14 protein-coding genes are annotated in these 12,951 nt (G+C 73.3%); 8 read left to right on the top strand and 6 right to left on the bottom strand.

All coding sequences use genetic code 11. The features are described 5' to 3' along the window. Positions 1–188 precede the first annotated feature (188 nt). Positions 189–1,061 (top strand): alpha/beta fold hydrolase, encoded by an 873-nt coding sequence (locus ACNAVT_RS16540; RefSeq protein ID WP_416297211.1) that lies wholly within the window; start codon positions 189–191, stop codon positions 1,059–1,061. A 100-nt stretch (positions 1,062–1,161) separates the two neighbouring features. Here ACNAVT_RS16540 and ACNAVT_RS16535 read toward each other — a convergent pair whose 3' ends face one another. Beyond that, complete coding sequence (locus ACNAVT_RS16535) at positions 1,162–1,620, bottom strand: hypothetical protein (RefSeq protein ID WP_416297210.1); 459 nt, start codon at positions 1,618–1,620, stop codon at positions 1,162–1,164. Positions 1,621–1,704: 84 nt separating this feature from the next. Here ACNAVT_RS16535 and ACNAVT_RS16530 point away from each other — a divergent pair, with 84 nt between their 5' ends. The 6 genes from ACNAVT_RS16530 (at position 1,705) to ACNAVT_RS16505 (ending at position 7,274) form a co-directional block, all read left to right on the top strand. Further along, positions 1,705–2,610 carry a septum formation family protein gene (locus ACNAVT_RS16530; RefSeq protein WP_416297208.1) on the top strand — a complete coding sequence of 302 codons (906 nt, stop codon included), beginning with the start codon at positions 1,705–1,707 and terminating at the stop codon, positions 2,608–2,610. 76 nt (positions 2,611–2,686) lie between these two features. Further along, on the top strand, positions 2,687–3,217 hold the full coding sequence (locus ACNAVT_RS16525) for a hypothetical protein (RefSeq protein WP_416297207.1): 531 nt from the start codon (positions 2,687–2,689) through the stop codon (positions 3,215–3,217). A 141-nt stretch (positions 3,218–3,358) separates the two neighbouring features. After that, positions 3,359–4,540 carry a sensor histidine kinase gene (locus ACNAVT_RS16520; protein ID WP_416297205.1) on the top strand — a complete coding sequence of 394 codons (1,182 nt, stop codon included), beginning with the start codon at positions 3,359–3,361 and terminating at the stop codon, positions 4,538–4,540. A gap of 106 nt (positions 4,541–4,646) precedes the next feature. Continuing rightward, a complete protein-coding gene (locus ACNAVT_RS16515; RefSeq protein ID WP_416297318.1) occupies positions 4,647–5,771 on the top strand; it encodes a hypothetical protein in 1,125 nt (374 codons plus the stop codon). Further along, complete coding sequence (locus ACNAVT_RS16510; protein WP_416297203.1) at positions 5,741–6,457, top strand: response regulator; 717 nt, start codon at positions 5,741–5,743, stop codon at positions 6,455–6,457. Before ACNAVT_RS16515 ends, ACNAVT_RS16510 begins: the two co-directional genes overlap by 31 nt. Before the next feature lie 73 nt (positions 6,458–6,530). Further along, positions 6,531–7,274, top strand: a complete 744-nt coding sequence (locus tag ACNAVT_RS16505) for a hypothetical protein (protein WP_416297317.1) — start codon at positions 6,531–6,533, stop codon at positions 7,272–7,274. Positions 7,275–7,291: 17 nt separating this feature from the next. Here the strand turns inward: ACNAVT_RS16505 and ACNAVT_RS16500 are convergent, their stop codons facing one another. From ACNAVT_RS16500 to ACNAVT_RS16490, 3 genes are all read right to left on the bottom strand, one after another. Next, complete coding sequence (locus ACNAVT_RS16500) at positions 7,292–8,284, bottom strand: GlxA family transcriptional regulator (RefSeq protein ID WP_416297201.1); 993 nt, start codon at positions 8,282–8,284, stop codon at positions 7,292–7,294. A gap of 5 nt (positions 8,285–8,289) precedes the next feature. Continuing rightward, positions 8,290–8,907 (bottom strand): isochorismatase family protein, encoded by a 618-nt coding sequence (locus ACNAVT_RS16495; RefSeq protein ID WP_416297199.1) that lies wholly within the window; start codon positions 8,905–8,907, stop codon positions 8,290–8,292. Between the two features lie 90 nt (positions 8,908–8,997). Then, positions 8,998–9,747, bottom strand: coding sequence for a lysophospholipid acyltransferase family protein (locus ACNAVT_RS16490; RefSeq protein ID WP_416297196.1), 750 nt, complete (start codon positions 9,745–9,747; stop codon positions 8,998–9,000). A 184-nt stretch (positions 9,748–9,931) separates the two neighbouring features. Here ACNAVT_RS16490 and ACNAVT_RS16485 point away from each other — a divergent pair, with 184 nt between their 5' ends. Beyond that, entirely contained in the window at positions 9,932–10,324 is a 393-nt protein-coding gene (locus tag ACNAVT_RS16485) for a VOC family protein (protein ID WP_416297194.1), read from the top strand. 59 nt (positions 10,325–10,383) lie between these two features. Here ACNAVT_RS16485 and ACNAVT_RS16480 read toward each other — a convergent pair whose 3' ends face one another. Then, positions 10,384–12,444 carry a glycogen debranching N-terminal domain-containing protein gene (locus ACNAVT_RS16480; protein WP_416297192.1) on the bottom strand — a complete coding sequence of 687 codons (2,061 nt, stop codon included), beginning with the start codon at positions 12,442–12,444 and terminating at the stop codon, positions 10,384–10,386. Continuing rightward, positions 12,444–12,815 carry an SCP2 sterol-binding domain-containing protein gene (locus tag ACNAVT_RS16475; RefSeq protein WP_416297190.1) on the bottom strand — a complete coding sequence of 124 codons (372 nt, stop codon included), beginning with the start codon at positions 12,813–12,815 and terminating at the stop codon, positions 12,444–12,446. Before ACNAVT_RS16475 ends, ACNAVT_RS16480 begins: the two co-directional genes overlap by 1 nt. Between the last annotated feature and the right edge of the window lie 136 nt (positions 12,816–12,951).

Here is a 12,951-nt window from a genome sequence, read left to right as displayed (position 1 = left end):
CCAACATTGCCAACATAACACGCGCAGCGCTGCCGCCGAGAGCGGCTGACCTGGGAACCGGCTCGGCTGGCTGCGGGCCGTCGCGGCCTGAGCGGCGGCGGCGCGACCGGGCGAAGGTCCATGGCCGGAGGAGTTGGACACTTTCACCCTCGGGTTTCCTGTCACCCTCGGTCACTAGCCTCCGCGCCATGGTGACCAAAACCGACCTCCGCGTACGCGACGGCCGCAGCCTGCACGTCTACGACACCGGCGGCGACGATCGGCTCGCCGTCTTCTGGCACCACGGCACGCCGAACATCGGGGCGCCACCGGCGCCCCTCTTCGCGGCCGCCGACCGGCTCGGGCTCCGCTGGGTCTCGTACGACCGGCCCGGCTACGGCGGCTCGACGCCGGTTCCCGGGCGGGACATCGCCTCCGCCGCCGCCGATGTCGCCGCGGTGGCCGACGCGCTGGGCATCTCGCGGTTCGCGGTGATGGGCCACTCCGGCGGCGGCCCGCACGCCCTGGCCTGCGGCGCGCTGCTGCCCGACCGGGTGGTCGCGGTGGTGAGCGGCGCCGGGCTCGCCCCCTACGACGCGGAGGGGCTCGACTGGTTCGCGGGCATGGTGCCGTCCGGGGTGGCGTCGCTGCGCGCCGCCGCCGAGGGGCGGTCGGCCAAGGAGGCGTACGAGACCTCGGGTGTCGAGTACGACCCGGAGTTCACCCCGGCCGACCTGGCCGCGCTGCACGGCGACTGGTCCTGGTTCGACAGCGTCGTCGGCCCGGCGATGAAGGCCGGGCCGGGCGGGCTGATCGACGACGACCTCGCGTACGTCTCGCCGTGGGGCTTCCGACCCGCGCAGGTCACACCGCCGGTCCTGCTGCTGCACGGTGACCGGGACGGGATCTTGCCGGCGGCACATGGCGCATGGCTGGCCCGACACTGCCCCTCCGCCGAGTTGCGCCGCTATCCCGAGGATGGCCACATCTCGGTGCTCCGGCACGCCGAGTCGGCCCTGGATTGGCTGCGCGAACGCGCCGACGCCGACCGGCGCCAGCCATCGACGCGGAGCAGCCGATGAATGCCCGCGGCAGGACAGGCGGAGGAATGGGTGAGGCGGAGGCCGGAGGGGATCCAGCCTGGCCGCCCGCCCGGCCCCCGGTCGGGGTGCCCCACCGCGGTCACTGGCAGATCCGCCAGGTCCCGTCCTCCTTGGTCAGGGCGTACGTCTGCGTGGTGGGCATCCCCTGCCGCACGGTGTACCGCACGCTCGCCGACCCGAACACCCGGCCGTTGTTGTTCTGGACGTTCAGGCCGACGATCTCGTACTCGTCCACCAGCGGCCCGTTGGACTGCTGGCGGGCGAAGTCGTCCTGGCTGAACCGCTCGCGCAACTCACCGCAGAGCTGCCCGTACGCGGTCGGGTAGTCGTGGGTAACCAGTGCGCCGGCGAAGGTGTCCACGGTGGTCCTGGCCGGACCGGTGGCCTCTTTCACCGCGCGATAGAGGAAGAAGCCACCGACGGTGCCGCCCAGGCAGCAGAGGGCAAGCACGACACCGACGACGATGAGGACTGTCCGCGTCGTGTTCTTCTTCGGCGGCGCCGTCGGCGGTTGAGCCATCGGCGGTTGGTATGTCATGCCGGCAGGGTAAAAGGATCATGCAACGCTGCGAGCACCGCTCGCATCGTAGGTGCCATATGCTTCCCCGCACGGGAGGGCTACATGCGACGGTGGTACGGGCTGGCAGCGGTAGCCGCCGTGATGGCGGTGACGGTGAGCGGGTGCGGGTCGCTGACGGGGCATGAGGGTGATCTGACCGCCAACTGGCCCCCGCTTCGCCAGGCCGAGCAGTTCGCCCCGAAGGCTGGCGACTGTCACGTCATCGCCAACCAGAGCAGCTACCTGACCAGCTACGAGCCGGTCGACTGCGGGCAGCCACACCTGGTGGAGACCTTCCATCTGGGCACGTTCACCGGTTCGCTCGCCGATCGGCCCGCCCCACCACCGGTCGGGTCCGCCGCGATCCGACCCGCCTTCGATGAGTGCGACGCCAGGGTGACGGCGTTCGTCGGCGGTGACTGGCGGGGCGCCCGCCTGACAATCCAGGTCGTGCCGCCGTCGCCCAACGGCTGGACGGGTGGCGCGCGCTGGTTCCGGTGCGACGTGTTCGAGCCGAACGACACGGCGGACGGTGGCAACTACCGGATCCGCCCCTACGACCAGCCGATCGAGCGCACCAGCAGCCTGCGGGACGTGCTGAAGGGGGCGTCGCCGCTGGTGTACGGCTGCCTGAACGAGGACGAGTGGGGCAACTTCCAGCAGATTACCTGCACCAAGGCTCACGAGTTCGAGTACGTCGGCTCGTGGAAAGCACCGGACGGCCGATACGCGGACGCCGACCGGGACGAGGATGCCATCCACGCGAAGTGCCGCACCCTCGTCGCCCGGTACGCGAATGTCCCGGTCGACGGCATGCTCCGCTACCGCACCGGCACGACGTACCGGCTGCCGTCGGAGGAGGCGTGGACCCGAGGCGACCGGGGGATCCGCTGCTTCCACTGGTCCGGTGGCAAGAAGCTGACCCGGTCGATCAAGGGTGGAGGCACCAAGCTGCTGCCGGTCAACTGACCAGCGCCGGCCGCCGTCAGGGGCAGCTGGTGGAAACCCGAATGACCTCCCCGACACCATCGTCCACCATCGACGGATGCCACACCATCGACCGGCCGAGCCGGACATCCAGCGGTACTACAGCGAGGTCTTCGCCGAGGCGGACCGGCTGCACCGCACGCCGCAGGGGCGCCTGGAGGCGAGACGCAACCAGGTGGCCGCGCTGCGCGAGGCGGCCCGCCTGACCCGGCCGGGCGGCCCGGTGGTCGGGGCGGTGATCAGCCGCAACGCGGCGCTGATCGACCTGACCGCGCAGGGCCGGGTGGACGAGCGCACCCGCCGGCTCCTGCTCGGGGCGTACGCCACCGGAGTGAACGACCCGGAGACCGGCTTCACCACGGCGTACTTCCACCGGCCCGAGCAGGTCGTGGAGGAGTTCACGGCGACCGGGCTGCCGGTGCCCCGGCTGTACGGGGTGGAGGGTCCACTCTGGCCGCTGCTGGACGCGCTGGACACCGGCCCGGACGATCAACTCTTCCACGACGCGGTGGCCTGCGCGGCGGCGTTCGAGCAGGACCCGGCGGTGCTCGGGGCCAGCGCACACCTGCTCGCCGTCGCACCGGCCTGAGGCTCGGCCCGGGGATCGGGAATCGGCACAGCGACGCACCGCATTCCGAAGGTGACCAGTTGAGACCCGGCGTGTTATTCTCCGTCGTCGATCTAGGCCGCGCGGACCCGACCCGGTCGCTGCCGGAAGGACACTCCCCCGATGCCGGTCGTTGCCGCCCCCACGACCTCGCCGCCGACCCCGCTGGACCGGCCGGCCGGCGGCGCGTTCACCCTCGTCTTCACCACCCTGCCGGCGCTGCTGCGGCTGACCTGCGGCATGGTCGGCGCGGTGGTGGCCCTGGCGGTCCGCACCCCGCCGGTCCGGGTGGCGCTGCTGGTGCCGGCGGTCGCCGTGCTGACCGCCTGGTCGGTCTGGTACGCCGTCCGCGCGCTGCGGCACGGGGCCACCGGCCCGATGGTGGCCGGCGACGTCGCGCTCACCACCGCGGCCGCGCTGGCGATCCCGTGGCTGGTCGCGCCGGAGGTGCTGCCCGGCGAGGTGAGCTGGATCGCGGTGCTCGCCAGCACCACCGTGATCAACGCGCAGACCACCGCCCCGGCCCGCTGGTCGGTCCCGGCCGGGTTGCTGGTCACCGCCGGCTACGCGACCGGCGCGACCGCCGCCGGCAACCCGGTCGAGGCGCGGGCGCACGCGACGACCCTGCTGGTCCAGACCGGCATCACGGCGGTGCTGACCGCGGCGATGCGACACCGGGTCGGGCGCGCCGACGCCGCCTTCGCCGACTACCAGCGGCTGGTCCGCGAGGCAGTCGTGGCACGTGCCGCCCGGGAGGCCGAGCGGCGGCAGAACCGCGACCTGCACGACACCCTTCTCGGCACGCTGACCATGGTCGGGCTCGGTGCGGTCCCCGGCCCGTCGGCCGCGCTGCGCGAGCGGTGCGCGGCGGACCTGCGTATCCTCGCCACCCTGGCCGACGCCAGGTCGGCGCCGGCGACCGGCCCGGTGGCGCTGGACGACCGGCTGCGGTCGGCCCTGGCCCGGCTGCCCGAGCTGCCGGTGGCCGCGACGCTCGCGCCGTGCGTGGTGCCGGCAGAGGTCGCCGGTGCGCTGGCCGACAGCGCCGCCGCCGCGCTGGCCAATGTGGTCCGGCACGCGCCGGGCGCCGCCGCCACGCTGCACCTGGCCTGGGACGCGGACACCGTCGTGGTCGAGGTGACCGACGACGGCCCCGGCTTCGACCCGGCCTCCGTCCCCGCCCATCGCTACGGGCTACGCGAGTCGATCATCGGGCGGATGGCCACCGTGGGGGGCCGGGCAGACGTGACTTCCGCCCCTGGTGCCGGCACCCGGATTCGGCTGGAGTGGACCGGTGTCGACTGACCTGGGGGCGGCGTTCGACGGCGTCAACCGCCTGCCCAGCCCCGCGGCCTCCGCGCCGGCCGACCGGACGGAACCGGCCGGCGGGGCGCAGTGGTCCGGCCGGACGGTGCCGGCCGGACGGGCGGCGAGCGCGGTGGCGAGCGCCTCCGACCAGGCTGCCCGCATCGCGGCGGTCATCATCGCGCTGGCCTGGCACCTGGCGATCGACCTGCCGGCGTCGGTCGGCGCCGGGTCCTCGCCCGCCAGGTCGGCCGTGCTCGCCGCGGGTTGGCTGGTGACCGCGGCGGTCGGCGTGGCGGCCGGCGTACGCCTGCTGCGCGGTGGCCTGCCGCCCGCCCGGCGGATGGCGGTGGTGCTGCTGGTGGTCGACGCGGCGATCTTCGCGGCGGTGGACGGCCAGCAGCTGTTCGCCCCGGCGAACTGGACGTGGGGCGGCCTGGTCTGGTTCTTCCTGCTGGTGCTCTGGCGCCGCCCGGTCAGGTGGCTGCTGGCGCTGCTCGGCGCGCACGCGGCGATCGCCCTCGCCGCGGTGCTCGCTCACGGCGCGACCGCCTCGGCCGACCTCGCCCGTTACGCGATGTACGTCTACGGCACGTCCTCGCTGCCCGTCGCGGTCTTCGTCGGCGGCGCCGTGATCGCCGCCCTGGCCCGGGACCGGGCCGGCACGGCCGCGGCCACGCTGACGGTCGAGGCGGAACGGGTGGCGGCGGAACAGGCCCGGGCGGAGCGGCGGGCGCGGCTCGCCCTGGTCAGCGGCACCGCCGAGGAGGTGCTGGCCGCCATCGCCGCCGGTGAGGCCGACCCGGCCGACCCGGAGGTGCGCCGCCGGTGCGTGCTGGCCGCGGCGCGGCTGCGCCGGCTGATCGCCGAATCCGACGACGTGCCCGACCCGCTGCTGCACGAGCTGCGGGCCGCCGCCGACCTGGCGGAACGCAACGGCCTACCGATCGACCTGGTCGCCATCGGGGTCCCGCCGGAGCTGCCCGTCGAGATACGCCGACGGCTGGCCGATCCACTCACCGCGGCGCTCGCCGACGGCCGCGGGTGGGCCCGGCTGACCGTGGTCGCCGGCCCGGACGAGGTGGTGGTCAGCCTGGTCACCCCCGATCACGACGCACCGGACGCGACGGGCCCGCCAGGCTCGGACGGGGACGGGAGCGGGCCGGTGGAGCACGGGCACGAGCGGGACGGGGAGATCAGATGGACGCAGACGCGGTGGCGCAGGACGTGACGGGCGGGCCGCCGATCGGCGTGGCGATCGTGGACGACCATCCGGTGGTGATCGACGGGGTGCGCTCCTGGCTGGCCACCGAGCCACGGCTGCGCGTACTGGCCACCGGGGACGATCCGGACGTGGTGCTGCGGGCCGCCCCGGAGGCCGAGGTGGTTCTGCTCGACCTGCGGCTGCACGGGCGGATGGTGATCGACAAGCTGACCGAGCTGAGCGCCGCCGGCCGGCGGGTGGTGGTCTACTCCGAGCACACCGACCCGGGCACCATGCTCGCCGCGCTGGATGCGGGCGCGGTGGCGTTCCTCGCGAAGCACGAGGGCCGGGAGCACTGCGTGGCCACCGTGCTCGCCGCGGCGAGCGACCGGCCGTACGTGCCGCCGGCGCTGGCCGGGGCGATGGTGGGCGACCCCCGGCCGGACCGGCCGGCCCTGTCGGACAAGGAACGCGAGGCCCTGCTGCTCTGGTTCCAGTCGATGTCGAAGGCGTCGGTGGCGCGCCGGATGCGGATCAGTGAGCACACGGTCAAGCAGTACGTGGACCGGGCGCGGATCAAGTACACCCGGGCGGGCCGGCCGGCCGCCACCAAGGCGGCGCTGCTCGCCCGGGCGATCGAGGACGGACTCGTCCGGCCGGAGGAGATCGGCATCTACCGGTCACAGGCTTCCACCGACCGGCCGACCCCCTAACGGGTGTCATGACAGCCGGCGTCGCGTCGGCGAGGCTCGACGTATCGCCAACCGTCTCCGGGAGGTCGTGACCGTGCAGGAGAACGCCGCACCGTTCTTCATCGGGCCGCACCGCTTCGACGCGGGCGACGAAGCCGCGCGTCCCGTGCTCGACCGGCGGTACGCGCCGATCCCCGAACCGGGCGAGCGGGTGCTCGGGCAGCACCAGCTCCGGGTGGCCGGCTACCTGCTCGGACCCACGGAGAGCGTCCGCGCCTGGGGTCTCCCCGCCCCGGCGACGGTCACCGTGACCGACCGGCGACTCGCGTACGTCTGCACCGGCGCCGAATTGTCCCTGGTCCCCGGGCGGGACGGCCGCACGGACGCCCGGCACCGGCGCCCGGTCCGGCTGTCCCGCCTGGTCAGTGGCCAGATCCGCTGGCAGTGGCCGTCCCGGCTGGAGCTGGCCGAGAGCCCGGACGACGGCGTCGAGCTTCGGGTGGTCTGCGACGCCCTGCGGACCATCCGGCAGCCGGCGCTCGCCCTCGCCGGCCCGGACGCCCTGGTCATCGCGCTGGCCCGGCAGGTACGCCGTGCGGTGGCCGCGTTCCGGCTGGTCCACCCCGAGCTGGTGGAGCTCTCCCCGCCGGAGCGGGACGCGCTGGTGACCCGGGCCGGCGGGGCGCCCGGCCCGATCCGGGGTGCGGTGACCCTGCCGGGATCGCTGCCGGTGGAGTTCCTCTCCCGGGACGACTACTACCGCCCGGCGGTGGACGGGACGGCGACCTGGCCCCGGCCGGCATCCCCGGCGCGGGACCGCCCCGGCTCCGCCTGCTGACCCTGGATGGTCGTAGGTCAGCTGCTCAGGGCCGGCGCGGTGCGGTCCGGACGGCACCGGGCCCGCAACCGGCGGAGCATCCGGGCGTCGGTGAAGCCGACCGCGCGGGCGGCGGACTCCATGGTGCTGCCATGGCCGATCAGGTGCTCGGCCCGTTCCACCCGCAGCAGTTGCTGGTAGCCGAGCGGGGTCAGCCCGGTGGCGTGCCGGAACAACCGGCTCAGCGTGCGTTCGGAGACCCCGCAGGCGGCGGCCAGCTCGGCCAGCGGCAGCGGCTCGGTGTAGTGCGCGTCGATCAGGTCCTGCGCCCGGTGCACCGCGTCGGAGAGGTGGGAGCGGTGCCGCATCATCGCGCTGGCCTGCTGCTCGTGGCCGTTGCGCCGGGCGTACACGACGAGGGAGCGGGCGATCCGGGCGGCGGCCGCCGGCCCGTGCCGGGCGGCCATGAGGTGCAGCGCGACGTCTATGCCGCTGGCGATGCCGGCCGAGGTGACCACCCGGTCGTCGACCACATAGAGCACATCCCGGACCACCCGGGCCGCGCGGTGCCGCCGGGCCAGCTCGTCCTGCACCTCGTGGTGGGTGGTGCAGCGCCGCCCGTCGAGCAGGCCGGCCCGGCCGAGGGCGAAGGCCCCCGCGCACACGCTCGCCACGGTGCCGCCGGCCGCGTGGTGGTCGGCCAGCCGCCGCAGTTCGTCCGGGCCGACCGGCCCCGCCGGGCCGTGCGCCGACGGCCGCCACCCGGGTACGACCACCAGGTCGTCGCGGTCCAGCTCGGGCCAGGTGGTGTCGGCCCGCAGCGACACCCCCTGCACGGTCGGCACCTCGGCGGTGGCGGCGACGTAGTGCAGGCGGTAGTCGTACCCGAGGTCGGCGGCGGTGGAGAAGACCTGGGCCGGACCGGCGAGGTCCAGCAGATGCAGCTGCGGGACCAGCAGGAATACGACGGCTCCAGGCCGCCGCGCGGCGGCGGACGTGCCGAGCTGGAGTCGTCGGTCGACCCGGGCCACTGCGGTCAGGCTCCGGCCGGGACCGCGCCGGGCTGGAGGTGTCGCACGACCTCGGCGACGGTACGCACGGTGGCGAACCGACCGGCCAGGGCGTACTCGGTGCGGGTCACGATCTGCTCGGCGGAGAGCGTGCGCGGGTCGGCCAGGATTTGCGCCACGGTGGCGTCGGCCGGCAGGTCCCGGTGCGGAGTGGGGAACGTGACGGTCGCGTCGGTCACGAAGGTCATCTCGTATCCGAGGTCGCAGCCGACCCGGGTGGTGGTCTCCACGCACTGTTCGGTGCGGATACCGCAGACGGTGAGGTCCCGGATGCCGGCCAGGGTGAGGACCTGCTGGAGGCTGGTGGTGGTGAAGGCGTTGTGCGACGTCTTGACCAGCGTCGGCTCTCCGGCGGCGGCCGCCAGGCCGTCGATCAGCCGGACGTGGCCGTTGGCCGGGTCGAAGACACCGCCGCTGCCCGGCTCGGCGTGCAGGACCCAGACCACCAGGTCGCCCCGGCGGCGGGCCGCGTCGACCAGCCGGTTCACCTGATCGACGATGTCCGGCTGGGAGGCGTACGCCCACATCGGGCGCTGCCGGAAGGACTCCTGGACGTCGATGACGACGAGTGCTGCTCTGCTCATGGGCTCGATCCTGGTCGGGCGGGCGCCCGGGTGGCAGGCACCATCCTGCCCGGATGCGGAACGATCCGGTCACCTGCCGGTCGCCGTGGATCAGGAGGTGCGGGCGCGGCGGCCCGGGCGGTCCAGCTCGGCCGCCTCCGCCGGGGTGGGGGCGGTGCCGCCCAGGTGGGCCGGCTGCCACCAGGCGTCGTCGGGGCCGGCGGGCTGCTCCGGATAGTCCCGTTGGGCGCGGTCGACCAGGGCGCCGAGCCGGCTCTTCAGCTCGGCGGTCATGGTGTTGGCGTCCGGGTAGGCGGCTGGGTCCATCGGCTCGCCCACCAGGATGGTGATCGGGGTGTGCCGGCGGTTCAGTGCCCGCGGCCGGCCCTTGGTCCAGAGCCGCTGGCCGCCCCAGAGGGCGACCGGCAGCAGCGGCACGGACGCCTCCCGGGCCATCCGGGCGGCACCGCCCTTGAGTTCCTTGACGGTGAACGAGCGGCTGATCGTCGCCTCCGGGAAGACTCCGACCACCTCGTCGCGCCGCAGCGCCTCCACCGCGGTGGCGTACGACCCGGCGCCGGCCGCCCGGTTCACCGGGATGTGCTTCATGCCGCGCATCAGCGGGCCGGAGACCTTGTGCGCGAAGACGGAGTCCTTGGCCATGAAGCGGACCAGCCGGCGGGACTCGAGCGCGCCGAAGCCGCAGAAGATGAAGTCCAGGTAGCTGACGTGGTTGGCGGCCAGGACCGCACCGCCGGTCCGCGGCACGTGGTGGCTGCCCTCGACCGTCAGCCGCAGGTCGAGGACCCGGAACATCGCCTTGGCGAAGGCGATCACGGGCGGATAAATGAGTTCCGGCATCCGGCAACTTTACCGCGAGTAGGTTACGCAACCGTAGGTGTCGAGCGTGTCGGGGTCCGCTCTGCACAGCTGGCTCACGCACGGCGGACACGCTCTCGACCTGGCCCGGCCGGACATCCGGGCGGTCACCGCCGCGTTCCTGGACACCGTTCTGCCCCCCGTCTGAGCCGACTACCGTCAGGGCATGCCCGACCTCGCCGCGATCGTCATCCACTGCCGTGACCCTTATCTGCTCGCCCCGTTCTGGAGCGCGGTCACCGGGCTGCCCGTGGTCGAGGAGGACCAGGTGAAGCTGGCCGAGCGGTCGCTCGGGCCGACCGAGGCGGTGCTGCTGCGCGACCCGGCCGGGCACCGGCCGGACGTCTGGATCAGCCCGGCCGACGAGTTGCCCTCCTCCGGCCGGATCCACCTCGACCTGGTCGGTGACGCCGAGGAACGGGCCGCGGTGCTGGAGGCGGGCGCGACCGTGGTCCGCGAGCTGCCCCGGTGGACCGTGCTCGCCGACCCGGAGGGGAACGAGTTCTGCCTGCTCCCCCGCGACGAGGCGAACGCCGACGCGCTGCTGCCAGGGCACTGAGCACGCGGCGGCGCCGCCGGCCCGGAGGCCGACGGCGCCGCGCGCTGTTCCGGTCGGGGTCAGGCGGCCAGCTGGTGCAGGTCGAGCCGGCCCCGGGCGAAGGCGTCCACCAGGCCCCACCGGCCCGGAATGTCCAGCACCTCGATCCGACCCATGCCGACCGGCAGGCGCGGGTCGACCGACAGGTGCCCCTCGTGCGGCTCCAGCCCCAGCATGGTCCGGATCAGCAGCAGCGGCGTCCCCGTCGACCAGGCCTGCGGGCTGCACGCCGTCGGGTACTCCACGGGGAACTTGGTCAGGTCCCGCGGGTAGCCGCCGAACGCCTCCGGCAGCCGGCCGTCGAAGTACCTCGCGGCGTCGAAGATGCCGTTGGCGATGGTGGCGGCCTCCTCCGCGAAGCCGTACCGGCGCAGGCCCCAGGCGATGAAGGAGTTGTCGAACGGCCAGATGGTGCCGTTGTGGTAGCCGATCGGGTTGTAGCGGACCTCGCCCTCGGCCAGGGTGCGTACGCCCCAGCCGGAGAACAGCCGAGGCCCGATCAGGTGCTCGGCGATCTTCGCCGCCCGGTCCTCCTCGACGATGCCGCTCCACAGCAGGTGCCCGATGTTGGAGCTGAGCACGTCGCACTGCCCGCCGTCCGGGTCCAGTCCGAGCGCGTAGTATTCGCCGTCCTCAACCCACCACTCGCGGTTGAACCGCTCCTTGAGCGCCGCCGCCTCCCGTTCCAGCTGGTCGGCGTACGCCGGGTCGTCCCAGAACTCCCGGGCCAGCCGGGCGGCCCGGATCTTCGCGTCGTACGCGTAGCCCTGCACCTCGCAGGTGGCCCGTGGGAACGGCGGCAGCCTGCCGTCGCGGTACGAGATGGAGTCCCAGGAGTCCTTCCAGCACTGGTTCTCCAGGCCGGTGTCGGTGTTCCGCCGCTCGTACCAGATGTAGCCGTTGCCGACCATGTCGGCGTAGTCGTCGACCCACTTCAACGCCGCCCGGCACTCCCGTTCCAGCTCCTTGACCAGCGCGACGTCGCCGCTCCACTTCTCGTACTCGTCGAGGAGCACCACGAACAGCGGCGTCGCGTCCACCGAGCCGTAGTAGGGCGAGTGCGGCTGTTCCTCGAAGGCGGCCGTCTCGCCGTACCGCATCTCGTGCAGGATCCGGCCCGGGTCCTCGTCCCGGAAGTCGTCGAACCGGGTGCCCTGCAACGTGCCGAGGACCCGCAGCGTGGTCTTGGACAGCGCCGGCGCGAAGGGCAGCACCTGAAGGCAGGTGAAGATGCTGTCCCGCCCGAACATGGTCATGAACCAGGGCAGGCCGGCGGCCGGGAGCGTCTGCCCGCCGAGGGAGAGCGGTGAGAAGCGTAGCGCCGCCAGGTCGATCAGGCTGCGCCGGTACGTCGAGGCCAGTTGGCCGTGCTCGCTGTTGACCTTAGGTGCCTTGGCGATCCATTCCTCCAGGTCGCGCTGGAGGGCCAGCCGCTCGCCGCCGCCGGCCCGCAGCCCCAGCCGCAGGTCCCGACCTCCCGGTCCGATCGCGACCGTCCGCACGTCGATCGCGGTGTGCCACTGCTCGTTCGGTTCCAGGTGGATGGTCCAGGCGAACCCTTGCCGGTCGTACCGGGCGGATCCGGAGGCGGAGATGACCGTCTCCCGCTTGAAGTTGCCCCGCCGGTAGCCCAGCCGAAGCTGGTCCCCCTCGGCTTCGGAGTAGATTTCGCCCTTCTTGTTGAGGATCTCGTCCTTCACCTGGAACAGGTCGGCGAAGTCGGAGCCGGCGTCCATCCGGATCTCCAGGTCGACCGCCTTCTCGTCGTGGTTGAGGATGGTCACCGTCTCCCGGAAGCTGCCACCCACCGCCCGCTCCCGGATGACCGACAGTTTTGCGTCGATGTAGTGGGTGGCCAGACCCGGCACCAGGAAGAACCGGGCCTCGAAGTACTGCAGGTCGTCGTACGACAGCGCGTTGAGCCGTTCCCCGTTGATCGTCAGCACCCACTTGGACAGGAACCGGGTGTCGATGGAGAAGAGACCGGTCGGCTCGCTCGGCGTCGCCTCGATGTCCCCGGTGTCCTCGGAGACCACGAACGTGTTTCCGTCGAGGATCCGGACAGTGTTGTTGTCACCCATCAGTGCATCTCCCTCCGGAACGCGTGATGCGGACCCTGCGCGTCCGGCGGGCCGGGGAAGAGCCGCTCGATCTGGAGCACCAGCCGCAGGTCCCCCGAGATGGTCATGTCGCCGCGGAGCAGGGCCGCGATGGCGTTCTCCCGGCCCGTGATCAGCTCGCCGAAGAGCCGCGGCCCGGTCCCCACGACCGCGTCGGCCTCCCGATCCTCCGGGCGGACCCGGAGGTTGCCGTGGTCGATCCGCAGCAGCCAGTGTCTCGTCTGCGCCTCTTCGCACAGGTCGAAGCGCAGGGTTCCGGAACTCTTCGCCAGCAGGGGCTCGAATCCCCGCCGGTCCAGTTCCTCGAAGAACTTCGTGGTCGCGTCCTGCATCCGGTCCACTCCTCCCGCGATCCGCGGCGTTCGACGTTCGAGAAGGGGTCCCCGCCGGGTGCGACGTCAACCTCGCCCGCATCGGGTGAGTCGGCTCGGGACGGCGTCGGGCCCGGACAGCGCGACGCCGGCCCCC

This window comes from Micromonospora sp. SL4-19, assembly GCF_047921475.1.
GTDB lineage: Bacteria > Actinomycetota > Actinomycetes > Mycobacteriales > Micromonosporaceae > Micromonospora.
The sequence above is the reverse complement of the archived record's forward strand: the minus strand, read 5'-3'. Positions and strand labels throughout refer to the sequence as shown.